At 69.6% G+C, this 22,498-nt stretch carries 23 protein-coding genes; 10 read left to right on the forward strand and 13 right to left on the reverse strand.

The window, feature by feature from the left end; genetic code table 11:
• Positions 1-6 precede the first annotated feature (6 nt).
• The 3 genes from FHU34_RS04285 to arfA all read right to left on the reverse strand — a co-directional run bounded on the left by FHU34_RS04285 (position 7) and on the right by arfA (position 3,886).
• Positions 7-972, reverse strand: coding sequence for a carbohydrate ABC transporter permease (locus FHU34_RS04285; RefSeq protein ID WP_145778800.1), 966 nt, complete (start codon positions 970-972; stop codon positions 7-9).
• Positions 973-978: 6 nt separating this feature from the next.
• A complete protein-coding gene (locus FHU34_RS04290) occupies positions 979-2,310 on the reverse strand; it encodes an ABC transporter substrate-binding protein (RefSeq protein ID WP_145778801.1) in 1,332 nt (443 codons plus the stop codon).
• Positions 2,311-2,371: 61 nt separating this feature from the next.
• Positions 2,372-3,886: an arabinosylfuranosidase ArfA gene (gene arfA / locus FHU34_RS04295; RefSeq protein ID WP_145778802.1), complete on the reverse strand. Its 1,515-nt coding sequence runs from the start codon at positions 3,884-3,886 to the stop codon at positions 2,372-2,374.
• A gap of 148 nt (positions 3,887-4,034) precedes the next feature.
• On the opposite strand from arfA, the gene FHU34_RS04300 reads away from it, so the two are divergent.
• Complete coding sequence (locus FHU34_RS04300; RefSeq protein WP_145778803.1) at positions 4,035-5,042, forward strand: LacI family DNA-binding transcriptional regulator; 1,008 nt, start codon at positions 4,035-4,037, stop codon at positions 5,040-5,042.
• Here the strand turns inward: FHU34_RS04300 and FHU34_RS04305 are convergent.
• The 3 genes from FHU34_RS04305 to FHU34_RS04315 form a co-directional block, all read right to left on the reverse strand.
• Positions 5,039-5,764, reverse strand: a complete 726-nt coding sequence (locus FHU34_RS04305; protein ID WP_145778804.1) for a methyltransferase domain-containing protein — start codon at positions 5,762-5,764, stop codon at positions 5,039-5,041. The two genes, FHU34_RS04300 and FHU34_RS04305, sit on opposite strands and share 4 nt — an antisense overlap.
• 253 nt (positions 5,765-6,017) lie before the next feature.
• Positions 6,018-6,326 carry a hypothetical protein gene (locus FHU34_RS04310; protein WP_124822832.1) on the reverse strand — a complete coding sequence of 103 codons (309 nt, stop codon included), beginning with the start codon at positions 6,324-6,326 and terminating at the stop codon, positions 6,018-6,020.
• Positions 6,327-6,364: 38 nt separating this feature from the next.
• Entirely contained in the window at positions 6,365-8,002 is a 1,638-nt protein-coding gene (locus FHU34_RS04315) for an ABC-F family ATP-binding cassette domain-containing protein (RefSeq protein ID WP_145778805.1), read from the reverse strand.
• A 62-nt stretch (positions 8,003-8,064) separates the two neighbouring features.
• On the opposite strand from FHU34_RS04315, the gene FHU34_RS04320 reads away from it, so the two are divergent.
• From FHU34_RS04320 to FHU34_RS04335, 4 genes are all read left to right on the forward strand, one after another.
• Positions 8,065-8,835: an ROK family protein gene (locus FHU34_RS04320; RefSeq protein WP_088987486.1), complete on the forward strand. Its 771-nt coding sequence runs from the start codon at positions 8,065-8,067 to the stop codon at positions 8,833-8,835.
• Positions 8,836-8,925: 90 nt separating this feature from the next.
• Positions 8,926-9,294 carry a tetratricopeptide repeat protein gene (locus FHU34_RS04325; RefSeq protein WP_145778806.1) on the forward strand — a complete coding sequence of 123 codons (369 nt, stop codon included), beginning with the start codon at positions 8,926-8,928 and terminating at the stop codon, positions 9,292-9,294.
• A 164-nt stretch (positions 9,295-9,458) separates the two neighbouring features.
• Positions 9,459-9,713, forward strand: a complete 255-nt coding sequence (locus FHU34_RS04330; RefSeq protein ID WP_088987488.1) for a Smr/MutS family protein — start codon at positions 9,459-9,461, stop codon at positions 9,711-9,713.
• Positions 9,714-9,741: 28 nt separating this feature from the next.
• Positions 9,742-10,314 (forward strand): hypothetical protein, encoded by a 573-nt coding sequence (locus tag FHU34_RS04335; protein ID WP_145778807.1) that lies wholly within the window; start codon positions 9,742-9,744, stop codon positions 10,312-10,314.
• Between the two features lie 122 nt (positions 10,315-10,436).
• Here the strand turns inward: FHU34_RS04335 and FHU34_RS04340 are convergent, their stop codons facing one another.
• Positions 10,437-10,916: a hypothetical protein gene (locus FHU34_RS04340; protein ID WP_145778808.1), complete on the reverse strand. Its 480-nt coding sequence runs from the start codon at positions 10,914-10,916 to the stop codon at positions 10,437-10,439.
• A 220-nt stretch (positions 10,917-11,136) separates the two neighbouring features.
• On the opposite strand from FHU34_RS04340, the gene FHU34_RS04345 reads away from it, so the two are divergent.
• Positions 11,137-12,585: an ATP-binding protein gene (locus FHU34_RS04345; protein WP_145778809.1), complete on the forward strand. Its 1,449-nt coding sequence runs from the start codon at positions 11,137-11,139 to the stop codon at positions 12,583-12,585.
• A gap of 39 nt (positions 12,586-12,624) precedes the next feature.
• Here FHU34_RS04345 and FHU34_RS04350 read toward each other — a convergent pair whose 3' ends face one another.
• Positions 12,625-12,849, reverse strand: coding sequence for a winged helix-turn-helix domain-containing protein (locus tag FHU34_RS04350; protein WP_145778810.1), 225 nt, complete (start codon positions 12,847-12,849; stop codon positions 12,625-12,627).
• A gap of 702 nt (positions 12,850-13,551) precedes the next feature.
• Between FHU34_RS04350 and FHU34_RS32830 the strand changes: the two genes are divergently transcribed.
• On the forward strand, positions 13,552-13,725 hold the full coding sequence (locus tag FHU34_RS32830) for a hypothetical protein (protein ID WP_167524758.1): 174 nt from the start codon (positions 13,552-13,554) through the stop codon (positions 13,723-13,725).
• A gap of 15 nt (positions 13,726-13,740) precedes the next feature.
• On the opposite strand, the gene FHU34_RS04365 is transcribed toward FHU34_RS32830, so the two are convergent.
• The 3 genes from FHU34_RS04365 to FHU34_RS04375 form a co-directional block, all read right to left on the reverse strand.
• Positions 13,741-14,085: a hypothetical protein gene (locus FHU34_RS04365; RefSeq protein WP_145778812.1), complete on the reverse strand. Its 345-nt coding sequence runs from the start codon at positions 14,083-14,085 to the stop codon at positions 13,741-13,743.
• A gap of 31 nt (positions 14,086-14,116) precedes the next feature.
• Positions 14,117-14,611 carry a GNAT family N-acetyltransferase gene (locus tag FHU34_RS04370; protein ID WP_208744923.1) on the reverse strand — a complete coding sequence of 165 codons (495 nt, stop codon included), beginning with the start codon at positions 14,609-14,611 and terminating at the stop codon, positions 14,117-14,119.
• A 91-nt stretch (positions 14,612-14,702) separates the two neighbouring features.
• Complete coding sequence (locus tag FHU34_RS04375) at positions 14,703-14,948, reverse strand: hypothetical protein (protein WP_145778813.1); 246 nt, start codon at positions 14,946-14,948, stop codon at positions 14,703-14,705.
• A gap of 197 nt (positions 14,949-15,145) precedes the next feature.
• Here FHU34_RS04375 and FHU34_RS04380 point away from each other — a divergent pair, with 197 nt between their 5' ends.
• Together FHU34_RS04380 and FHU34_RS04385 are read left to right on the forward strand one after the other, a co-directional pair.
• Positions 15,146-15,946: a 2OG-Fe(II)-dependent halogenase WelO5 family protein gene (locus FHU34_RS04380; protein ID WP_145778814.1), complete on the forward strand. Its 801-nt coding sequence runs from the start codon at positions 15,146-15,148 to the stop codon at positions 15,944-15,946.
• Positions 15,947-15,961: 15 nt separating this feature from the next.
• Positions 15,962-16,903, forward strand: coding sequence for a threonine/serine dehydratase (locus FHU34_RS04385; protein WP_145778815.1), 942 nt, complete (start codon positions 15,962-15,964; stop codon positions 16,901-16,903).
• Between the two features lie 21 nt (positions 16,904-16,924).
• Here FHU34_RS04385 and FHU34_RS04390 read toward each other — a convergent pair whose 3' ends face one another.
• Positions 16,925-19,072 (reverse strand): tetratricopeptide repeat protein, encoded by a 2,148-nt coding sequence (locus tag FHU34_RS04390; protein ID WP_145778816.1) that lies wholly within the window; start codon positions 19,070-19,072, stop codon positions 16,925-16,927.
• 282 nt (positions 19,073-19,354) lie between these two features.
• Between FHU34_RS04390 and FHU34_RS04395 the strand changes: the two genes are divergently transcribed.
• Positions 19,355-19,843, forward strand: a complete 489-nt coding sequence (locus tag FHU34_RS04395) for a hypothetical protein (protein WP_145778817.1) — start codon at positions 19,355-19,357, stop codon at positions 19,841-19,843.
• A gap of 107 nt (positions 19,844-19,950) precedes the next feature.
• Here FHU34_RS04395 and FHU34_RS04400 read toward each other — a convergent pair whose 3' ends face one another.
• A complete protein-coding gene (locus FHU34_RS04400; RefSeq protein WP_145778818.1) occupies positions 19,951-22,371 on the reverse strand; it encodes a M28 family peptidase in 2,421 nt (806 codons plus the stop codon).
• Positions 22,372-22,498 lie beyond the last annotated feature (127 nt).

The following is a 22,498-nucleotide window of genomic DNA, read 5'->3' on the forward strand; positions in this document are numbered from 1 at the left end:
GTCCCCTCAGTCTTCCCGGTAGCGGAAGAGGCGGAAGTTGGCGATGCTCACGACCGCCAGCATCAGGGCGAACACGATGCTCATCGCGGCGGCACGACCGGCGTTGTTGTTCCGTAGGCCCTCCTCGACGATGAACCACACCACGGTGCGGGTCTCCGTGCCGGGCGTCCCCTGGGTGATCAGGAACGACTGGCCGAACATGTTCGCCGAGGCGAGCACGGTCGTGGTGATCACGAAGAGCAGCACCGGACGCAGGCCGGGCAGTGTCACGTTGCGGAACCGCTGCCACGCGTTCGCGCCGTCCATCCGGGCCGCCTCGTACAGCTCCGGCGAGATGTCCTGCAGACCGGCCAGGTAGATCACCGCGTTGAAGCCAGACGTCCACCAGACGGTCACCCCGACCAGTGAGATCCACGCCCAGGGCATGTTGGTCACCCAGGGGGTGTCCGACGGCAACCCGACCACGCCCAGGAGCCGGTTGACCAGACCCAGGTTGGCGTCGAGCAGGAACCGCCAGAGCAGGCCGATCACCGCCACACCCAGGACATACGGTGCGAAGTAGATCGCCCGGAAGAAGGTCCGGCCCGGGAAGGAGCGGTTCAACAGCAGAGCCAACCCGAGGGGTACGACCACCAGCAGCGGCACCGACAGCACCGTGAAGATCGCGGTGGCCCGGACGCTCTGCCACCAGTCGCCGTAGACGGCGGAGTCGCTGGAGAACAACTGCTTGTAGTTGTCCAACCCGACAAACGGCCGGTTGGGCAGCTGGAAGTCCCACTGGTGCACGCTCAGCCAGAGACCCAGGATGATCGGCAGCAGGCCGAAGACCCCGAACAGGACCAGGTACGGGGCGAGGAACAGGTATGGCGTCGCCCGTCTGGTCCGACCCGCCGAGGCGGCCCGGCGGGCTGCTGTGGCCGCCGGGGGCGGCGCGTCACCGCGCGCCGCCCCGACCTCGATCACGTCCGCCACGGGTTATCAGCTCCCGTACTTCTTGCGGTTGTCCTCAAGCTGCTTGTTGGCCTTCGCCACGCCGTCGTCCAGCGCCTGCTTGGGCGACTTCTTGCCCAGCGCGGCCTCGTTGAACGAGTTGTAGAAGGTCGTCATGACCTCGCCCAGACCCGGCGCCGCCGGCGGGAAGGCCGCGTACTCCAGCTCCGGGGCGAGCGCCGAGATCTCCGGCAGCGCCTTGAACTCGGCACCCTCACGGACGGCCTTACGGGCCGGGATCTGCCCGCCCTTGGCCCAGTCCAGCGAGTGCTCGCTCAGCCAGTTGATGAAGACCTTCGCCCCGGCGACCTTGTTGGCGTTGTTGGCCCGCTGCTTCACGATGGTGAAGTTGTGCGAGTTGGCCCACGCCGCCGGCTTGCTGCCGATCTGCGGGAGCGGCGCGACACCCCACTGGACCTCGGGGCTCTTCTTGAGGTCGTTGATCTGCCAGATGCCGTTCCAGGTGAAGGCGTTCTTGTTGCTCTTGAACGACAGGTAGTCGGCGTCCTGACCGACGTTGGCCGGCGAGTAACCCTGCTTGATCATGTCGACCAGCCAGGTGCAGGCCTCGACGGCCGGGTCCGAGTTGAAGGTCGCCTTGGAGACCTCGGCGTCGAAGAGGGTGCCGCCCCACTGGTTGAGCAGGGAGTAGAAGGTCATACCGCCGGTGAACTGGAACGGGCTGACCCAGAAGCCCTGCACGCCGGCCTTCTTCAGCTCGACCAGGGCCGCCGTGTAGTCGTCCTTGGTGGTCGGCGGCTTGTTCGGGTCCAGACCGGCCTTCTGCATGACGGCCTTGTTGTAGTAGAAGCCCAGCGGGTGCATGTCCAGCGGGATGCCGTACCGCTTGTTGTTGTAGAGCCCGCCCTTCCACACCGTGGGGGCGAAGTCACCCTCGGAGAGCTCCAGGGTCTTGGCCACGTCGTCCAGCTCGGTGATCACGCCGCGGGCGGCGAAGGTGGCGAGCTGGTCCATGTGCATGACCGCGATGTCCGGACCGTTGCCGCTGGAGGCCGCACCGGGGAGCTTGTTGTAGTAGTCCTCCCACTGGTACGTGGCGATCGAGACGGCGATGTTCTGGTGCTCGGTGTTGAACTGGTTCACCAGCGCCTTGAAGATGTCGCCGTCGCCGCCGGTGAAGCCGTTCCACAGCTTCAGGTCCACCTTCGGGCCGGTGTACTCCTTGCCGCCGTTGCCGGCGGCCGGGCCGGAGGCGCTGTCGTCGCCTCCGCCGCAGCCCGCGAGGGTCAGCGAGGCGGCAGCGCCGAGTCCGAGACCGAGGCCGAGCAGGCGACGCCGGCTCATGTCGTTCTGGATCATGCTTTATCTCTCCTTGAAGGGGGACGGGATGAATTGTGCCTGCTCAGAACCGGTGCGGCACCTAGGCGTTGGCCGGGCCGAAGCGCAGCACGCTCCAGGACACGGCGGGCAGGCGCACTGTGCACCGGCCGCCGTCGGGGGTGGGGGTGGGCAGCTCCCGGGGCGTCACCCGGTCGGGCTCCGCCTCGGTGTTGGTCGCCGACGGGTCAGACCCGGCAGCGATGCTCTGGAAGGAGTAACCGGATAGTCCTGGCAGACCGCGCAGGTCGATCTCCAGCGGGAGGTCCGTGGTGTCGCGGTTGACCGCGAAGACGGTCAGCTCGCCGGTCTCCTCGTCGTGCACGGCGACGGTGTCGAGCACCGGCACGTCCCCGTACCTCTTCGTGTCGTAGCGCGGCGACACCGGGTCGGTGCGCAGCACGGTGCCCCGGGCGTACCGGGCGGTCAGCGCGAACGGGTGGAAGATGCTCTGCCGCCAGGCCGGGCCGCCGTTGCGGGTGCGGATCGGCGCGATCACGTTGGCCAACTGGGCCTGCGCGGCCACCCCGACCCGGTCCGCGTGGCGCAGCAGGGTGATCAGCAGGTCGCCGACGACCACCGCGTCGACAGCCGTGAAGTCGTCCTCGATCAGCGCCGGGGCCTCGACCCAGCCGCGCCGGTCCAGGTCGGCCTGGAGGCGGGACTCGTACCAGACGTTCCACTCGTCGAAGGAGATCTTCAGCTTGCGCTTCTGCCGCTGCTTGGCGGCCACGTGGTCGGCGGTGGCGACGACCTCGGTGATGAAGTTGTCCATGTCGACGGCCGAGGCCAGGATGCTCGCCTGGTCACCGTCGGACGGGTCGTAGTAGGTGTGCGCCGAGATGTAGTCGACGTGCTCGTAGGTGTGCTCCAGCACCGTCGCCTCCCAGGCGGCGAAGGTGGGCATCCGCCGGTTGGAGCTGCCGCAGGCGATCAGGCTGACCGACGGGTCGATCATCTTCATCGCGCGGGCGGCCTCGGCGGCGAGGCGGCCGTATTCGTCGGCGGTCTTGTGGCCCACCTGCCAGGGGCCGTCCATCTCGTTGCCCAGGCACCACAGCCGCACCCCGTACGGGTCCTCGGCGCCGTGCTTGCGTCGCAGGTCGGAGAGTTCCGTGCCGCCCGGGTGGTTGGCGTACTCCAGCAGGTCCAGGGCCTCCTGGACGCCGCGTGTGCCGAGGTTGACCGCCATCATCGGTTCGACGCCCGCCTCGGCGGCCCAGGTCATGAACTCGTCCAGCCCGAACGCGTTGGTCTCGATCGTCTTCCAGGCCAGGTCGAGCCGGCGCGGCCGGTCGCCGACCGGGCCCACCCCGTCCTCCCAGCGGTAGCCGGAGACGAAGTTGCCACCCGGGTAGCGGACCACCGAGACGCCCAGCTCACGGGTCAGGTCGAGCACGTCGCGGCGCAGGCCGCGGGAGTCGGCGCTGGGGTGGCCGGGCTCGTAGATGCCGCCGTAGACGCACCGCCCCATGTGCTCCACGAAGGAGCCGAAGAGGCGTCGGTCGGCCGGGCCGATGGAGAAGGCCGGGTCGATCGTCAGCTGCGCGGTCCGCAAGGGGGTGCCACCTTTCCTCATTGCCGATGCCCGGGTGAGCGCAGTCACCGTTCACCCGGTGTCCATCGTTTCTACAACGTTGTAGTCAACGTTGTAAAGAGCTGGCGGCGAGGTATGGTGCGCTGGGTTACATCGGGGAGGTTGCGAAGTGCGGCACAGGCTCAAGGACGTGGCCGAGCGCGCCGGGGTGTCGGTCAAGACCGTCTCCAACGTCGTCAACGGCTACGTGCACGTCCGGCCGGACACCCGGGCCCGCGTCGAAGAGGCGATCGCCGAGCTCAACTACCGGCCCAACCTCTCCGCCCGGCACCTGCGCAAGGGCCGCACCGGCGTGATCGCGTTGGCCGTACCGGAACTGGACATCCCGTACTTCGCCGAGCTGGCCCGCCACGTGGTCACCGCCGCCGCCGCGTACGGATGGACGGTGCTCATCGACCAGACCGGCGGCCGGCGTGAGCAGGAACGGGTGGTCGCCTCCGGCATCACCGACCACCTGATCGACGGGCTCATCTTCAGCCCGTTGGCGCTCACCGCCGAGGACCTGGCCGGCCTGGACGGCACGCCGATGGTGCTGCTCGGCGAGCGGGTCGAGCATGGCCCTGCCGACCGCGTGGTGATCGACAACGTGACCGCGGCCCGGGAGATCACCGACCACCTGATCAAGCTCGGCCACCGCCGGATCGCGGCCATCGGCTCCCAGCGCACCGACGAGGGCGCCAGCGCCCGACTGCGCCTGGCCGGCTACGCCGACGCGCTGCGCGCCGCTGGGCTCGACTACGACGAGGCCCTGGTGGCGCCCGCGTCGGCCTGGCACCGCGCCGACGGTGCGGCCGCGATGCGGGGCCTGCTCACCTCGGGGGTACGCCCCGACGCCGTCTTCTGCTTCAACGACACGCTGGCCCTCGGTGCCCTGCGCGCACTCCACGAGGCTGGTCTGCGCGTGCCCGAGGACGTGGCAGTGGTCGGCTTCGACGACATCGAGGACGGCAGGTTCTCCATCCCCACCCTGAGCACCGTCGCGCCGGACAAGGAGCGGATCGCCCACCTGGCTGTCGAACTCCTGGCCAACCGCCTGGACGGCGACCGGGCCGCCCCCGCAAAAGCGCTCTCCGCTCCCTACCGCCTGGAACTGCGCGAGTCCACGAGGACTCCCTAGTCGAAGAAGCGGGCCAGGTGCGGTTTGGATGCCAGGTCGCCGTCCGGGGGGAGTGGGGTCAGGTCGGCGAAGATCGAGGCGCCGTCGCAGCCCGCGTGCAGCGGGTACCACCGCGGGGTGCCCGGCGGCCGGCCCTGGCAGATCCCCTTGAACGTCTGCACGTCCATCAACCGGACGTGGGTCGGGTCGGCCACCGCGTTCACGTGCCCCCACCAGGGGCTCATCACGTGCAGGACGCCACCCGGCCGCAACACCCGGTGGCACTCGTCCACCAGCGGCAGGAAGTCGATCAGGTGCTCCAGGATGTGCACCGCGAAGAGGACGTCCACCGAGTTGTCCGCCAGCGGCAGGGAGCCGGACAGGTCCGCTACCGCGTTCACCCCCGGCGCGGGATAGATGTCCAGACCCAGGTTGCTCGACCACTGCTTGGTCGGCCCGCAACCGAGGTCCACCACCACCGGCGCCCGTCCGCCGATGCCGACCCGGCACCAGACGCCGTAGACGCCGGCCAGTCGCCCCACCAGGTCGCGTACCAGCCGTAACTCGCCGGGTTCGGCAACGTCCCCGCTGAGGTGGGCCACCCCCCGGTCGAACCGCACCTCCACCGCCAGGTCCCGCAGCCGGTCGTCGTGCCGGACCTGGTCCGCCCACGCCTGAGCGAGGAAATCGTCGATCGCCCGTAGCCGGTCGGCCGAGGGCGGAGTCTGTGCCAAAGCGACCATTCGGGCCACCTCCCGCCGCGCGATACCCGCAATCGCGCCCGGTATGCCCCGATCTCCGGATCGATCCGTCGCGCCGCCGTGCACCAGCCGGTCCCGGCGGGGCCGGGACCGGAACGAGGCTGATTCCGCTGTGGCATCTAGATGCCACAGCGGAATCACGCTCATCAGGGCATGCCGGCCCGGCGGCAGCGGGTCAGCCGGAGGGCGTGCGGCGGGCCCGCGCACAGGGCATGCCGGGCCCGGCGGCGGCACGTCAGCCGGAGAGGGTGCGGCGGCCCCCGCGCATGCGCTGGCGGGGCGGCGGGTCGGCCGGCTTCGGCCGCTTGAGGTGATAGCGGTGCAACTCATGGTTGCCGGGCAGGGACGGGTCCTCGCTCATCGCGACCAGCTCCCAGCCCTGGTCGCCGGCCCGGTTCAGGTGGGCCAGCGAGGTGTCGCCGTAGGGCGTCACGTCGACCATCGAGCCGTCCGGGCCATACCAGACGAACACGACCTCCCAGCCGAGGTCGTTGGTCGCCGCCTGGCGGCGGCGGACCAGCAGGGCGTACTCCCACTTGAGCATGGCGTCATTCTCACCCCGCAGCGGCCCGCGGACCCGGATCAATCCTCGGCGATCCGCCCGCCGTCGACCCGCAGTCGCCGGTTGGTCTCGATGGCGGCCAGCATCCGCCGGTCGTGGGTGACCAGCAGCAGCGTTCCGGGGTAGGTGGCCAGTGCCGATTCGAGCTGTTCGATGGCGGGCAGGTCCAGGTGGTTGGTGGGCTCGTCGAGCACCAGCAGGTTGACTCCACGGCCCTGGAGCAGGGCCAACGCCGCCCGGGTCCGCTCACCGGGGGAGAGGGTGGCCGCCGGGCGGGGCACGTGCGCCGCCCGCAGCCCGAACTTCGCCAGCAGGGTCCGCGCGTCGGCGGGCGACATGTGGGGTACGGCAGCGTGGAACGCGTCGATCAGCGGCGCGTCGCCGAGGAACAACCCGCGGGCCTGGTCCACCTCACCGACAACGACGCCGGGCCCGAGTGAGGCGGTGCCGGCGTCCAGCGCAAGCCGGCCGAGCAGCGCGGCCAGCAGGGTGGACTTGCCGGAGCCGTTCGCCCCGGTGACCGCGACCCGGTCCGCCCAGTCGATCTGGAGGTCGACCGGGCCGAGGGTGAACCCGCCTCGGCGTACCACGGCACCTCGCAGCGTGGCCACGACGGCGCCGGCGCGGGGCGCGGCGGCGATCTCCATTCGGAGCTCCCACTCCTTGCGGGGCTCCTCGACCACGTCGAGCCGTTCGATCAACCGCTCGGTCTGCTTGGCCTTGGCGGCCTGCTTCTCACTCGCCTCGCTGCGGAACTTACGACCGATCTTGTCGTTGTCGGTGGCCTTGCGACGGGCGTTCTTCACGCCCTTCTCCATCCAGCCACGCTGGGTGCGCGCCCGCGCCTCCAGGCCGGCCTTCGTGTCCGCGTACTCCTCGAAGTCCGCGCGGGCGTGCCGACGCGCCACCTCGCGCTCCTCCAGGTAGGCCGCGTAGCCACCGCCGTAGTGGTTGACCTGCTGCTGCGGCAGGTCCAGCTCCAACACCCGAGTCACCGTGCGGGTCAGGAACTCTCGGTCGTGGCTGACCAGTACCGTGCCGGCACGCAGCCCGGTGACGAACTCCTCCAGCCGCTCCAACCCGGCCAGGTCCAGGTCGTTGGTCGGCTCGTCGAGCAGGAACACGTCGTACCGGCTGAGCAGCAGCGACGCCAGCCCCGCCCGGGCCGCCTGACCGCCGGACAACCCGGTCATGGCGTGGTCCAGGTCGACCGCCAGACCCAGGTCGGCGCTCACCTGCTCCGCGCGCTCGTCCAGGTCCGCGCCGCCGAGGGCGAGCCAGCGCTCCAGGGCGTCGCCGTACGCGTCGTCGGCGCCCGCCGTCCCGGCGGTCAACGCCTCGGTCGCCGCGTCCAACGCCGCCTGCGCGGCGGTCACCCCGGTCCGTCGGGCCAGGAAGTCACGCACCGTCTCACCCGGTCGCCGTTCCGGCTCCTGCGGCAGGTGCCCGACAGTCGCGGTGGGCGGGCTGATCCGGACGCTGCCGGCCTCGACCGGCAACAACCCGGCGAGGGTACGCAGCAGCGTCGACTTGCCGGCCCCGTTCGGCCCGACCAGGCCGATCACGTCGCCGGGGGCGACAACCAGGTCCAAACCGGCGAAGAGTGAGCGGTCGCCGTGCCCGGCGGCCAGGTCCTTGACGATCATCGTGGCGCTCATCAGGACGGCAGCCTATCCGGCTGCCGGCATACGATCCGACGGCAGCGGGCAGACTCAACGGCGTGGTGACCACACTGGCGATCGACTGCGGCGGCGGAGGCATCAAGGCCTCCGTGCTGGACGAGGCGGGCACGATGCGGGCCCGACCGTTGCGGGTGCCCACCCCGTACCCCTTGCCGCCTGCGCTCTTCGTCTCGACCCTGCTGGATCTGGGCGGACGCCTGCCGACGGCGGACCGGCTCACCGTCGGCGTACCCGGGATGATCCGGCACGGGGTGGTGGTCGCCACGCCGCACTACGTGACCCGCAGCGGCCCCCGCAGTCGCGTCGACCCGGACCTGCTCGCCGAGTGGTCCGGCTGGGACGCGCGGGGCGCCCTCGCGGACGCCTTCGGGGTGCCGGCGCTGGTGCTCAACGACGCCGAGGTGCACGGCGCCGGGGTGGTCGCCGGCACCGGCTGCGAACTGGTGCTGACCCTGGGGACCGGGCTGGGCAGCGCGCTCTTCGACGGCGGGGTGCTCGCTCCGCACCTGGAGCTGTCGCACGCGCCGGTGCGGTGGGGCACCACCTACGACACGTACGTGGGTGAGCCGGAACGCCGGCGACTCGGCGACGCCTTCTGGTCCCGCCGGATCCGGCAGGTGGTGGACGGGCTGCGCCCGGTGTTCCGGTGGGACCGGCTCTACCTGGGCGGGGGCAACTCCCGACTGATCCGGCCCGAGCAGCTCGCCCGGATGGGCGACGACGTGGTAGTGGTGCCGAACACCGCCGGAATCGTCGGCGGTGTCCGTGCTTGGGAGCTTTCCGCCGGACGTCGGGACGCCCGCACCTGACCCCTTCTCGACTCCCGGGAACAGTCGCCAAACGTCCGGTGTTGTGCCAGCGTCGGAACAGGTGACGGTGCGACCGAGGGGGTGGGGCAGATGGATCTTCTGGCGGACTACCGGCGGGCGACCATGTTCTTCGAAACCGGTGACCCGAACGGAGCAGCCCGACTGCTGGAGCCGATCGTCGACGCCGAACCCGGCAACGCGGCCGTTCGGCAACTGCTGGCCCGGGCGTACTTCCAGTCGGCCCAGCTCAACCGGGCCGAGGAGCACCTTCGGGAACTGATCGACCGGGACCCCAGCGACCACTACGCGCACCACGTGCTCGGTCGGACGCTGGAGCGGCTGAACCGGCACAACGACGCGCTGCGGCACCTGCGGATCGCCGCCGCGATGTACGCGACGAACGACGACTACCGGACCGCGCTGGAGCGGGTGGAGACCCGAGTGGGCGGCACACGCTAAGGCGTGAACCGGTGACGTGGCAGGGGCGGTCCTCCGGGGCCGCCCCTTCGTTGTCCGGCGGCTGTCCCTGGTCGTTCGGTGGGCGGCCCCGGTCGTCTGGTGGGCCTGCCGTCCGGCGTGCCTAGGATGGCGGACATGGGACCTGACCGGCCGGGGGCTGCGGCATGAAGCTCAAGCTGGACCTGCACGACATCTTCAACAAGGGCCAGGACATCGACCGCGCGCTGCGCGGGATCATGGACGAGGCGGTGGCGAAGAAGGCCACCCTCGTCGAGATCATTCCCGGCAAGGGGTCCGGCCAGCTCAAGAAGCGCGTGCTGCGGTTCCTCGACCAGAAGGACGTCAAGCAGCTCTACCACCGGGTGGAGAAGGACTCGAAGAACTTCGGCCGCCTCTTCGTCCACTTCCGCTGGAAGTAGCTGTATGGCCTTCTTCGAGACTGGGGTCATGAAGGAACAGGGTTCGTGGTGGGCTTCGCTGTCCTCGCCGGTGCGCGATCGGATCGACGAGCACCTTCGGCAGCGGCAACTGATACATGCCGTGAAGCTGTTGCGCTCGGACGGCGGCCTTGAGCCTCAGCCGGGTCTGTACGAAGCCCAGGACATGATGCTTGCGCGTTCGGCGCAGCTTCGCGCAGCGGGCTTGGTTGAGCCCGAGGAGCCGGCCATCGAGGTACCGCAGTTGGTCGAGGCGGTCACGGCGGTTACGGAGCCGGTCGTTGCCTTGGAGGCTCTGTGGGATGGAGACACCCAAGGCTGGTTTGTCAGGCTGTACGCAATTGTGCGACGGCCAAGCTGCCACCACCCCTGCTTCGACGAGTTGCCACTAGCGGGGTTCCGCCACGGCAGTGATATCCGCTTGTTCAGAGGCGAGGTTCCGCCATGGCCGGAAGCCGCTGAAGCTGTCGAGAAGGGCCAGGCGGCAGCGAGCAGCATCGGGGTGCCGTTCTACTTCGCCAATCCGGACACGCCAGATTACGGGCCGCGCTGGTGGGACTCGCAGTCTGATGCTCAAATCTAGCCATATTCGTCGCGGCCGGTGCCGCCTGGGTTGGTAGCCCTGCCGAAGGGGTGAACAAGCTGGCTGGGCAGCACCAACTGCTGGGCTGGCAGCTGGATGTACGAGTGCTGGATTTCCTCCTCCTAAAGCAAGTTCCTGAGGAGTCCCAGGTTCTTCCGCATTAGCTTGATGCATGCCAGCCGCTCCGCCCTGTCGTCGAACGTGTACAGGTACCCGGCCTCTATGTCGACGTCCGCAGCGGGAGCTGGCCTTGATAAGGCATCTTTTCTGAACTCGCTGTTCCTTTCTCTCACCTTGTCTACCAGATTGTCGTATGCCGCGCCGATCTCGGTGGACTCCAACGTGAGCCAGCGACGATAGAAAGACAGGGACTTCTGCGTGTCTCCGAGGATCTCGGCGAGGTTGGCCCGAGTCTCGGGTGTCTCATCGTGCAGTCGCAGAAATGTGTAAGGGAGCTGCCGGTAACGCTCCACCATCTCCAGCGCCTCTGCATATCTCTGAGCTCTCTCCGTGCGCCTTGTCGCGGCGTTGCTGAGAAGGTATCCGACTAAGGCCGTAGTCGCTGCGATTACGGCAACAGCAACCGTTGGATCAATGCTCATGACGCAATTGAAGCAGTGCCGTGCAACGGAACCTCCTGTCCATCACCGTCCAGATGCAGTGGACGTGGACCTCTAGCGCCGTGCCGCTGGGCGGGCTGGCCCGGTTCGAGGATCGGGTGTTGGGCGAGATGGCGCTAACGTCTCGATGCCTCCGGGATGTCGGGCCAACTTCTAGGTAGACTGCTTCGAAGTAAGATTCAATCTAGCTTCGGGAGGGTCGATGTTCGTCGGTCGGCGCACCGAACTCGACCTGCTCACCAAGCAGCTCGATCATGTGAAGCGCACCGGAGGGGGCCGCGCTGTCGCCATCCGCGGTCGCCGGCAGGTGGGCAAGTCGCGGCTGGTGCAGGAGTTGTGTGACCGGGTCGATCTGCCGTACTGCTTCTACACCGCGGTCAAAGGCGCATCGAGTATCGAAGCCGTCGACTACTTCCTCGGTGCCCTGCGCGACTCGTCTCTGCTCGACTCTGGTGGTCGTAACCTTCTGCCGTCCCAGCCACCGGCCGGTGGCTGGGGAGACATGCTGCGGGTCCTGGCGGGTGTTCTGCCCGACACGCCCAGTGTGGTCGTCCTCGATGAGTTGCCCTGGATCTCCGAGCAGGACACCACGTTCGACGGGCACCTTCAGGTGGCCTGGGACCGGCTCATCTCCAGCAAGCCAGTGCTGTTGCTCCTGCTCGGCAGTGATCTGCACATGATGCAGCGGTTCACCGAGTACGACCGCCCGTTCTACGGCAGGGCCACGAACATGGTCCTCGGCCCGTTCAATCCTGCCGAAACCGCTGCCGTGACCGGTTTGAGCGGTGCGGACGCGATCGATGCGCATCTGATCACCGGCGGGCTGCCCGGTGTCGCCCTGGAGTGGATCCCGGGAACGCCTCCCGCCGAGTTCCTGAGTGAGGAGATTGCCAACAAGACGTCAGCCTTGTTCACCGTCCCCGAACAGTCCCTGGCTTCGGAATTTCCCGCCCCCGACACTGCCCGGCGCATCTTGGAAGCGGTCGGCGGGGCAGGCAGCCGCACATTCAGCAACATCGCCGCTGCCGCGGGCGACCGCGGCGGCCCGGTCAGCTCCGGCACCCTTTCCCCGCTGCTTCACCGGCTCGTCGAGGAGAAACAGGTCCTCGCTGTCGACAAGCCGCTGTCCACGAAGCCCAGCAAACTGGCGCAGTACCGGATCGCCGACAGCAACCTGCGCCTGTATCTGGCCATTCTGCGCGACGTACATCAACTGGTTCTGCGCGACCGGTCAGCGGCTGCTCGCGCGATCCTCGACAGTCGGTGGTCTTCCTGGCGGGGCAACGCCGTCGAGCCGATCATCCGCGATGCGCTCGCCATCTCCGCCGGCGACGGCGGTTTGCCCTGGACCGACACGTGGGAAGTCGGCGGCTGGTGGAACCGGCAGTCCAACCCTGAGATCGATCTTGTCGGAGCCGATCGAGCCCCGATCGCTTCCCGCATCGCCTTCGCCGGCTCCATCAAATGGCAGGACGGACCGTTCGACCGGCACCATCTCGACGAGCTACGGCGTGACGCCCCGCTCATTCCGGGTTTCCAGCCCGGGGTCAGTGGCCTGGTCGTGGTCAGCCGCTCCGGAGTCGACCTCCCGGCTGGAGCCGTGGACCTGGTCTGGGGACCTGGCGATGTCGTCCAGGCATGGTCGGCCTGACGCTGACGACCCAGTTGGGCCAACGGCGGCCTTCGGGGCCTATCGGGGGAGCGGGTTGGCGACGTAGACGCCCTTGCCCTGCCGGCCGTCGATCAAGCCCTCGGCTTTGAGTAGAAGCATGGACGCGCGGATCACCGTGTTGCTGACGTCGTAGTGCTCGCACAGTGCGGCGAAGGACGGCAGCTTGTCGCCCGGCTTCAACTGGCCGGAGCTGATCTGCTCGCGGATATCTCGGGCGACCTGTAGGTACGCGGCTTCAGACATAGGTGGTGCTCCCAGCTTGGCGGCTGGTGCAAGCAGACCACATCTCTGGCTCAACTTACAACGCTATGTGTCGTAGCTGTTGACCCTGCGCACATTGCGTCCTAAGTTGCTTGTGGGGCTACCCAGCTTGGCGGCCGGGTCGTCCTGCCGTGGGTGCCCTGTCTCCGGACACGGCTGACCGGGTGCCCACGGAACCCCAGTCGTCGGCGGGAGGCATCGTGACAAGACCGAACGGTGCAACTGCCGCAACTGCGGGCGCTGCCAGGAATTCCGGTGCTGGGCAGCCGGGATTGAATAGCGCCCAGCGGCGCGTGTCGTACGACGAGTACGTCATCGCAGTGGCGCTCACCCTGACGCGCCGCCACCGACCCATCTGGTCCTGGCGGCACTGGCGACGCATCTGTCGCTGCGGTGCAGACCTGCCATGCAGAAGTCGCCACCGCATCCCGATTAGTAGCCGTCACTGGCCGAGTCAGGACGGAACTCAATGACGAGCCACCTCGCGATCACCCCGGCTTGGATCTGCGCTGGTTGCGGTGCGGACTGGCCATGCGACACCCGCCGCCGAGAGTTGCAAGCGGAGTACGACAGGGCGCCGGTGTCACTTGCCCTTTACCTGGCCGCCCAGTTGGTTGATGCCGCCCAGGACCTGGCCCACGTTCCCGCCGGCCGTCTGCACTACCGCTTCCTCGGTTGGACCCGATGAGCATCCTTCGTGCGGGTGACGAGAAGTTCCACTACAGCGACGGCTCCCACAGGTGGATCCCGCCAGAGCCCGATTACGACCAGGAAGTCTGGGACGAGCAGATTCGCCAGCACAAACACGGCCACCTGCGGAACGAACGTCCGAAGATCCGCATCCAGCGGCTGATCTGATGCGAGCGGTGGCGCTCAGAGGCTGACGGCGAGGAGGCCGCAGACGACCAGCGGAAGCACCGCGGACAGCGTGCCCACCACTGCCGACGAGCGGATCCGGGCGCGGGAGACGAGCACCGCGAGCATCGCCAGGCTGACCAGCAACGCGAGGAACAGCGCGGGCGTGGCCACGTAGAGCCCGAAGAGCAGCGCCCGCGACCGTTCGGAGTCGCATACCTCGCCGCAGCCTGCGGGGACCGACCCGGAAAGCGTGCTGAGGAACAGGCCGAACGACACGACGACGGCCACGTACCAGCCGGCCAGCACCAGGAAGGATGAGCGCGCGTCAACGAGGTGGGTGCGTGACGGTGCCAGAGTCATGAGCGAAGTATCCGCTGCTGAGCGAGCGGGGTCAGCCCTCGATCTCAGCGACCATCGTGTCCGCGTCCTCGAACGACTCGACAGTGCGGAACCCTTCGGCGGCGTACAGCCTCGCGGCGAAGTTCGCCCGCTCCACGCTCAGCGACACGGTGCGGATGCCGCGTGCTCGTGCGGCGTCCAGAACAGCGCGCAGAAGCACCCGGCCCACACCCCGACCCCTCCAGGATTCCACCACGCCGATGGTCAGCTCTGGAACGTCGTCACTCACGTACCCGTAGCCCGGATCGGCGGCGGTCAGGAATCGGAACCAGGCCGCGCCGACCGGCCGATCAGTCGGGTCCACCGCAACCAGGCCGAAGTCGTCTGGCCGCATCCAGCCGGCGACATAGTGGGCCAGCGCAGGGTTCGCCAGGATCTCTTCGCGGGACCAGTTGCGCTCGGGCAGCCAGTTCACGGCCTCCACGAGCATGTCGACCAGGAATTCGGAATCAGCCGAGGTAGCCGCACGGATGCCGAGGTCAGTCACCGCCGAAGCGTCGCACACAGGATCGGCAAAGCCAAGATCAGCACCGGTACGGTGGAGGCCTGGGGCGGTGAACTGGAAACAGAGGCTTAGGTCAGTGACCCGTTGCGTCGGCGCGGGCGCTGTGGCCGACCGGGCGGCGGGACCAGCACTGGGGGCGCTGCCGGACGGCCAGCTCCAACGCCAGGTGATCGGACTCGATCATCTCCCGGGCTATTCGACGTGCCATTTCCAGGCGGTCGACGTGCAAGTCAAGATCCGTCGGACCGGCGCCAGCCATATCGAACTCCTCGTCAGCGTTCGAGCTATTCGCATCATGCGGCACGTCGGGAATCGTCACCATTCTCCGATCGGTGGAAAGCTACCGCCGTACGGCTCGGTGTCGCGTACCCCGGTTGCGCCGATGGTAGCGGCGGCCTCGCCAGCCAGCCCGGAACTGCGTAAAGCCGGTCTTGCCGACGGTTTGTACATTGCACGGTGCGCGGGTCGGGGGGCGCGACATGTCCGGTGAGGGATCTTCGTTACGGGAGGACCGCCGTGCAGCATTCGAGCAGTACCGATCCATTGTTCGTCGCCGTCGAATCAGAATCGATCACCCGTGCGGACGTCGCCGGGCTCATCGCGGGGCGGCTGGCCGCCATCCGGGTGCCGGGGCTGCTGTCCGCCGCCCGGTGTCACGCGATCACGGCTGCGCTCGCCGACGCGCCGATGGACCGCTACGACGAGAGTCGGGTCTTTCCGGTCGTCGCCAAGTTCGGCCCGGCCATCAACGACCACCGGGCCGCCGGTGAGCTTCGGGACGACTACTGGGACGCGGCCCGCGCGGCCGACAAGAGCTGGTCCACGTTGGGCCTGCCGGATTCGCCACGGGAGTTGTGCCTGGCGGCGTTCCGGACCGCCTGGCCGGATGTCGCACCCGGCCGTCGGCAGGGTCGGGAGATGCACGTCGGCATCGTCCGCGAGATCAACGCCGGCCTCCAGGTGCACTTCGACGACGCGGTCCGGGAGTACGCGGGCCGGCTGCTCGACGGTGACGTGGTGGCGCAGTTGGCGTTCAACATCTACGTCCGGGTTCCGCCCGCAGGTGGCGAGACGGTGCTGTGGCGGCGGCGGTGGCAGCCGGGCGACGAGGAGCAGCGGATCCCCGGCGGGTACGGCTTTGACGAGTCGGTGACGGCCGACACGCAGTCGTTGACGCTGCGGCCCACGCTCGGGGAGGGTTTCCTGTTCGATCCCCGGCACTATCACACGGTGCGTCCCGCGACCGATGGCCGCCGGATCTCCATAGGATGTTTTGTCGGGCTCACCGACGACGGCCGACTGGCCCTCTGGTCGTAGCGAAGGGCGTTTCCCATGGTGGACAGAAGCGACGTCGAGGCGGCTGCGGCACTGGTCGAGGGGCGGGTCCGGGAAACCCCGGTCATCGCCGTCGACGGTGCCGACCTGGGGGTGCCGGGGCAGCTCAGTCTCAAACTGGAGTTGCATCAGCACACCGGCTCGTTCAAGCCGCGCGGGGCGTTCAACCGGATGCTCCAGGGCTCGTTGCCGGCGGCCGGGGTGATCGCCGCGTCGGGCGGCAACCACGGCCTCGCCGTCGCGTACGCGGCCCGGTCGCTGGGCGTTCCGGCGGAGGTCTTCGTGCCGGTCACCGCTTCGCCAGTCAAGGTGCAGCGGTTGGCCGGGCTCGGTGCCCAGGTGCGCCAGGTGGGCCAGCACTACGCCGAGGCGCTGGCCGCGAGCACGCAGCGGGCTGCGGAGTCCGGCGCGTTGGTGGTGCACGCGTACGACCAGCCGGAGGTGGTGGCCGGTCAGGGGACCGTCGGCCGGGAGTTGGAACGGCAGGTCGACGGGATCGACACCGTGCTGGTGGCGGTCGGCGGCGGTGGGTTGGTGTCCGGCATCGCCAGTTGGTTCGACGGGTCGGTGCGTGTCGTCGCCGTCGAGCCCGAGCAGATCCCCACCCTGCACTCGGCGCTCAAGGCGGGTCGACCTGTCGACATCGAGGTCGGTGGCATCGCCACGGATTCGCTGGGCGCCCGCCGCATCGGCGAGATCGCCTACGACACCGCCCGCCGCACCGGTGTGGTGTCCGTGCTGGTCCGCGACGAGGACCTGGTGCGTGCGCGCCGGCTGCTCTGGTCGGAGCTGCGGGTCGCCGCCGAGTTGGGTGGCGCCGCCGCGCTGGCCGCGCTGGTCGGCGGGGCGTACGTGCCACAGCCGGGGGAGCGCGTGGCAGTGGTCATCTGCGGTGGCAACACCGACCCGAGCGACCTGGGCCCGGCCGCGCCGCACTGACCGGGCGAAGCACCGACCCGGTCAGTCGCCGTTTCGCAGACGGCGCAGCGCGTGTTCGATCTGGAGAGTGTCCAGGTGGGTGTCCCCGAGTAGGCGCCGACGGTCGGCCAGCAGCCGCTCGTACTCCTCGATGGCTGGTTCCAGTCGCCCGTCGAGCAGGAGCACCGCGGCCAGGGTGGCCCGGATGGCCAGCACCTCACTGCGGTCGGCGTGCCGGGGCTCCACGGTGGCCAGTGTGGCCCGCAGTTCGGCCTCCGCCTCGGCGAGCCGGCCCTGCGCCTGCATGCAGCGGGCCAGCGTGTGTCGGGCCTGCCAGGTCTCCGGTTGGTTGAGCGGCCACAGCCGGTAGCGGACCTCCAGGATGGCGTGCAGCATCTCCTCTGCCTCGGGTGCCCGTTGCTGGGCGAGCACCGCCAGCGCCAGGCTGTGCCGCATGATCATGGTGTCCCAGTGTTCGGGGCCGCGGACCTGGTCCTCGGCGGCGACGATCTGCCGCAGCTCCGACTCGGCCTCCGGCCACTGGCGCTGCGCCATGATCGCTCTGGTGAGCTTGTGCCGGCTGGCGAGGGTGTCGGCGTCGTCGCTGCCCAGCACCCTGGTGCGGTCACGGATCACCTCGCGGAGCACCCGGTCGGCCATCTCCGGTTGGTTGCGCTCCAACCAGGTGCGGCCCAGCTCGTGGCGCAGCGCCAGCACCTGCGGCCGGTCCAGGTCGTGGTCGTACGCGGCGCAGCCACGGATGATCGGGTCCAGGATGTCGAAGGCCGAGCCGGGTAGGCCGACCGCGATGAGGTAGCGGGCGGTGAGCCGGGTCAGCTCCAGCGCTCGGCGTACCGTCTCGGGGTCGTGCTTGTGTTTCTGCGGCACGAGGTAACCCCGCACGGCCTCGACCAGGTGCGGCACCAGGACGTCCCAGTTGGTCCAGGCCGCCGAGTCGTCCGGGCTCTGCCCCTCGGTGGCGGCGAGCAGCAGCTTCATGACCAGCCCGTGGTATTCGGCGATCTGCTCACGGACCTCGTCGCGGTCGCGGAACATCGCGTGCACCAGCGGGTGCAGTGACAGCACGTGCGCGAACGCCGGGTCGGTGACCTCGTCCTGGACGTCGAAGTCGACCAGGGCGAGGTCGGCGATGCCCTCCAGCACCTTCACCCGTTGCTGACCGGTGAGCCCCTTGAACAGTGGCGACTCGGCCAGGATGGCCGGCTTGAGCACCACCTCGTAGGGCACCGGGGAGACGCTCAGGCAGGCCAGCACGTTGAGCAGCGGCCGGCTCTGCTGGAGCTTGCGGCGGGACAGCAGGTCCAGGGACAGGTCGTCGACCTCGCGGACGATCTCCAGACCGAGCGACTCGTCGAGGTCGACGTCGGGGGCGTCGAGCGGTGAACGGAACCGGCGCTGCACGGCGGCGCGGTAGTCCGCGAAGGTGGTGATGGTGGACGAGCCACGCCAGACCGGGCTGGCGTTGACCGACTTCAGGTAGTTGCCGGCGGCGCGCAGGGCGAGGGGCAGACCGCCCAGCTCACGGGACAGCTCACGGGCGTCGGCCAGGTCACCGGCCTGCTGACCGGCCCGGTCGATCAGCACCTGCGCGCCGGCGTCGGCGGCCAGTGGGCGCACCTGGTGCAGCGTCGACCAGGTGCCCCAGGTGGCCCGGTTGCCGTCCCGGGTGGTCACGATGACCACGCCGTCCTCGGCCTCCGGGCGGCGCAACCACCCGGTGCCGTCGGCAAGCACCCCGTCGGTGGGGCCCAGGGTGGCGGGCTCGTCCGCGCTGTCGAAGATCAGCAACCAGGGCTGTGCGGCCTGGTTGAGGTAGCGCCACACCAGGTCGGTGGCGCTGATCATCCCAGCCCAGGCCTGGTCGACCTGGGTCTCCGAGGCGCCGAGTTGGCTGACCACCTCCCGCATGCCGGAGTTGAGCCGCCCGGCCTGCACCCACCAGACCGTCCGGCCGTCGGCCCGCGCGCGACGGGCGATCTCCAGGGCGACGTGGCTCTTGCCGGAGCCGCCCATGCCGCACAGGATGTGCACCGAGGGCCCCTCGGTGCCTTCCGCGGGCCGCACGATCTCGTCGATCAGGGCGTCGCGGCCGTGCAGGGGGCTGTCCAGTCGCCCGAGCGGTGGGTCCACGGAGACGCGACTCGGCCGGTCGTACGCAGGCCGGGGCACTGTGACATCCTCGGGTGGAACGTCCGCAGTCAATGCGGTCCCCCTTCGGTGGCGATATTGCAGTGGGGTCGGCGGCGGAAGATCCTGTCCATCTGATGGACAGTCGGAGGGATTGTCGCCCACACCACGTCGACAGCAAGCCTATCCACCGTCGTGCTGTGTTGCACACTCACCGTTCAGGCCACGCGGATGACCGTAATCGGTGTCCCGATTCCCATTTCGCAGTCGAATCCGGCCGATCCGCCGTGTGTAGCGCTCGACAGGGGCATCCACGATGGACTGATGAACTGGTCGCCAATCCAGGACGTGGTCGACTGGGGTTCCGTACCGGACTGGTTCGGCGCGGTCGGCTCCATCGCCAGTGTGCTGTTCGTCTACCTTGGACTGCGGCGGGAGATTCGCGCCCGACGCAGCGACGACCTGCGGATCCGGGCCAGTCAGGCCCGGTTGGTGTCGGCGGTGGTCGAGATCCGGGGCACGTCGGTTCTGCGGGTCACGGTGGCCAACGAGAGTGACGCCCCGGTGCTGGACGTGGCGGTGCTGGCCCGGGTCGTCGCGCCGGACGACCCGGACGGCACATCCGTCGAGCTGGCCGCCGCGAAACACGTCCGCCGGATTCCTGGCCGCGACAAGCAGGACATCTTCGTCACCGTTACGGCCGAACACCGGTTACGCCCGACCGACACCGTTCTGGTGGATCTCACCTTCACCGATCACGACGGAAATCGGTGGCACCGTATCGGTGCCGGTCAGCCCGAGCCAGTGGACTGACCACATTCCGACTGAACGATTCCGGAAAGGGTGACCGGCGTTTCGGTGACGACGAATAGTCGGTGGTCCGGTGGGCGATTCGCCACGCCGGACCACCGCCGTGTCCGTCAGATGGGATAGGTGCGGGCGACCGCCAACATCTCCGAGCTGTGCGACCCTACGACGCCGACGGCCGGCGGCCGGGTCTGGAAACCGGGCAGAGCTTCCAACCCGTCACTGGCGTCCATCGCCCGCAGTGCGACCTGCGCGGCGGTGGGCCGCACTGTCAGCGTGACCTCGATGCCCTCCGTCGGCGGGGCGTGGAAGACCAACCCGAAGCCCCACTTCCCCTCGCGGGGCTCCACCGGCACCGACCGTCCGGCCACCTCGGCCCGCAGCACGGTCGCGGTCGACGTGTCGACGTGCAGGGTCGCGAGCCGGGCCGCCCGCTGCGGGGTCAGTCGCAGCCGCAGCGTGCGTTCGCCGCCGGCGGTGGCGTCGCCCAGCACGTCCAGCTTCGGCGCCGGCAGGTTCGCCGTCTGCGCCGGCCCGGCCCGCAGCTCACCGTCGCCGAGTCCGGGGAAGTCGTCGCCGACGTCGGCCATCCCGTCCACGTAGCCGTCCGTCCACGGCTGCGGATCGCTCTCGTGGCTGAGCCAACGGGCCTGACCGGTGCCGGCGTCCATCGCGTACATCAGATGGGTGGGCGCGGGGTGCGCGGCGTCGAAGCGGTCGACGGCCAGCCCGACCCCGGCGAGCACCACCGCCGCCACGGCGGCTGCCCCGGCCGGCAGCACACCGAGCCGCCGGGCCCGCAGCGCCAGCAGCCCGCGCTGGCCACCGGCCTGCGGGTGCAGGAGGTCGACCACCGGCAGGGCGGTCAGGCCGAGCAGCACCGCGAACAGCGCGGCCACCCCGCCCATGCCCATCCCCAGCGCCGGGAAGAGCAGCACCACTGTGGGCAGCAGGATGAGCACGCCGACGGCCGCGGCGGCGGTCACCGCCACCACCGGCCACGGCCCGGTCTGCCGGGTACGCAGCGCGACCAGCCCGCCGAGCGCGCCGGCCAGCGCCGGCAGAGTGGTGAGGTACGCCCCGCCGGGCACCGCCACGGCGAGCAGCACGCCGAGCAGCGCCAGCCAGGCCAGCCCGCCGACGGCCAGGGCGGCCGGGCCGATCCGGCGGCGGGTCAGCGCGTACCAGGTGAACAGGATGGCGGCGGCCAGCGCCAGGACGGCCAACCGGTACCAGACAGGTCGGTACGGGTCGAGCAGTTCGGCGTACCCCGGTCGGATCGTGGTGATCGCGAGCCAGAGCAGTTGGGCGGCGACCGGAGCGGCCACGATCGGCACCAGGGCCAGCCCGAAGCCGGCGGCCAGCCGGCCGGTGCTGGCCCGACCCTGCCGACGGGTCAGCCAGCCCAGCGCGACCACCGCTGCCACCGCGAGCAGGGCCAGTGGCACTGTGAGCCAGCCCGGGTAGCGGACCAGACCACCGGGGACCGGGAAGTAGGTGGCGTCGTGCCCGGAGCGCAGGTCGGTCAGGTCGACAGCGCCGAACTCCCGGGCCACTCCCAGCGCGTTGTCGCCGTGCTGCTGGAGGCTGCCCCGGTCCATGGCCGCGGGGGTGTCCAACGGGGTGTGGTAGATCGCGCCGCCGTCGATGTACGCCGAGTTCAGCCCGACGAACTTCTGGTCGAGGAACGCGGTGAAGTCGGTGTCGTTGGGCAGCGCGCGGTAGATCTCCACGGCGAACGAGGTGCCGACCGGGTGCGGGGCGGCCCGGCCGAAGACGTCCACCAGCTTCGCGTTGTTCTTCGACGTCTCGAACATGATCACCGGCCCGGTGGACCCCCGGGCCTCCAGGTTCAACACCACGCCGCCGTCGGCGGCCAGCGGGTGACTGGCGGCGAACGCCGACGCGCCGCACAGGCACGCCTCCTCGGCGTCGGTCAACACGAAGACGATGTCGTTGCGCGGCCGGGGGCCGGTGGTGAGCGCGCGGGCCACCTCCAGGATGGCCGAGGTGCCGGCGGCGTCGTCGTTGCCGCCCGGCCCGGTCTGTACCGAGTCGTAGTGGGCGACCAGGAAGATCCGGCCCGTCGACGCGGTGCCGGGCAGCCGCGCCACCACGTTGCGGACGCGGGCCATCGTCGCCCCGCCCGCAGCCCCGCTGAGCTGTCCGGCCTCCGGTGCCACAGTGTCCTGCACCTCGGTCTCCAGGCCCAGCCCGCGCAACTGCTGCTCGATGTGCGCGCGTACCTGGTCGTTGGCCGGGCTGCCGGCGACGTGCGTCCGGGCCGCGATCACCTGGACGTCCTCGTACGCCCGGCCCGCGCTGAACTCACCAGCCGGCGCGTCCGCCGGCTTCGGCGCCGGGGTACGCAGGTCGAGCAGGCTGCCGGCGCCGACGGCGGCCAGCGCGACCAGAGCCGCCGCGGCGGCCAGGAGCCGCCGGCGAGGTCGCGTCAGCGCCCGGTCGGCCGGGGGTACGCCCCGAGTCGGGCGGGACGGCGTGCCCGTCGTGGCCGGGGTGGTGGGTGCGCCCACGGAAACTCCTCGGGGGGTGGTGGGGCCTGGGGTGGCACCATCCTGCCCCTCGGTGCCGCCAGATGGGATGGCCGGTACGCCGTACCTCGACCGCCGCCTGGTTTGTCATCCGATGGGCAGTGACGCG

Source organism: Micromonospora taraxaci (genome assembly GCF_007830095.1).
GTDB lineage: Bacteria > Actinomycetota > Actinomycetes > Mycobacteriales > Micromonosporaceae > Micromonospora > Micromonospora taraxaci.

Coding starts and splice junctions, on each gene's coding strand:
- FHU34_RS04290 (WP_145778801.1), bottom strand. CDS start 2,310: ATGATCCAGAACGACATGAGCCGGCGTCGCCTGCTCGGCCTCGGTCTC.
- FHU34_RS04305 (WP_145778804.1), bottom strand. CDS start 5,764: ATGGTCGCTTTGGCACAGACTCCGCCCTCGGCCGACCGGCTACGGGCG.
- FHU34_RS04310 (WP_124822832.1), bottom strand. CDS start 6,326: ATGCTCAAGTGGGAGTACGCCCTGCTGGTCCGCCGCCGCCAGGCGGCG.
- FHU34_RS04315 (WP_145778805.1), bottom strand. CDS start 8,002: ATGAGCGCCACGATGATCGTCAAGGACCTGGCCGCCGGGCACGGCGAC.
- FHU34_RS04325 (WP_145778806.1), top strand. CDS start 8,926: ATGGATCTTCTGGCGGACTACCGGCGGGCGACCATGTTCTTCGAAACC.
- FHU34_RS04330 (WP_088987488.1), top strand. CDS start 9,459: ATGAAGCTCAAGCTGGACCTGCACGACATCTTCAACAAGGGCCAGGAC.
- FHU34_RS04335 (WP_145778807.1), top strand. CDS start 9,742: ATGAAGGAACAGGGTTCGTGGTGGGCTTCGCTGTCCTCGCCGGTGCGC.
- FHU34_RS04340 (WP_145778808.1), bottom strand. CDS start 10,916: ATGAGCATTGATCCAACGGTTGCTGTTGCCGTAATCGCAGCGACTACG.
- FHU34_RS04345 (WP_145778809.1), top strand. CDS start 11,137: ATGTTCGTCGGTCGGCGCACCGAACTCGACCTGCTCACCAAGCAGCTC.
- FHU34_RS04350 (WP_145778810.1), bottom strand. CDS start 12,849: ATGTCTGAAGCCGCGTACCTACAGGTCGCCCGAGATATCCGCGAGCAG.
- FHU34_RS32830 (WP_167524758.1), top strand. CDS start 13,552: ATGAGCATCCTTCGTGCGGGTGACGAGAAGTTCCACTACAGCGACGGC.
- FHU34_RS04365 (WP_145778812.1), bottom strand. CDS start 14,085: ATGACTCTGGCACCGTCACGCACCCACCTCGTTGACGCGCGCTCATCC.
- FHU34_RS04385 (WP_145778815.1), top strand. CDS start 15,962: ATGGTGGACAGAAGCGACGTCGAGGCGGCTGCGGCACTGGTCGAGGGG.
- FHU34_RS04395 (WP_145778817.1), top strand. CDS start 19,355: ATGAACTGGTCGCCAATCCAGGACGTGGTCGACTGGGGTTCCGTACCG.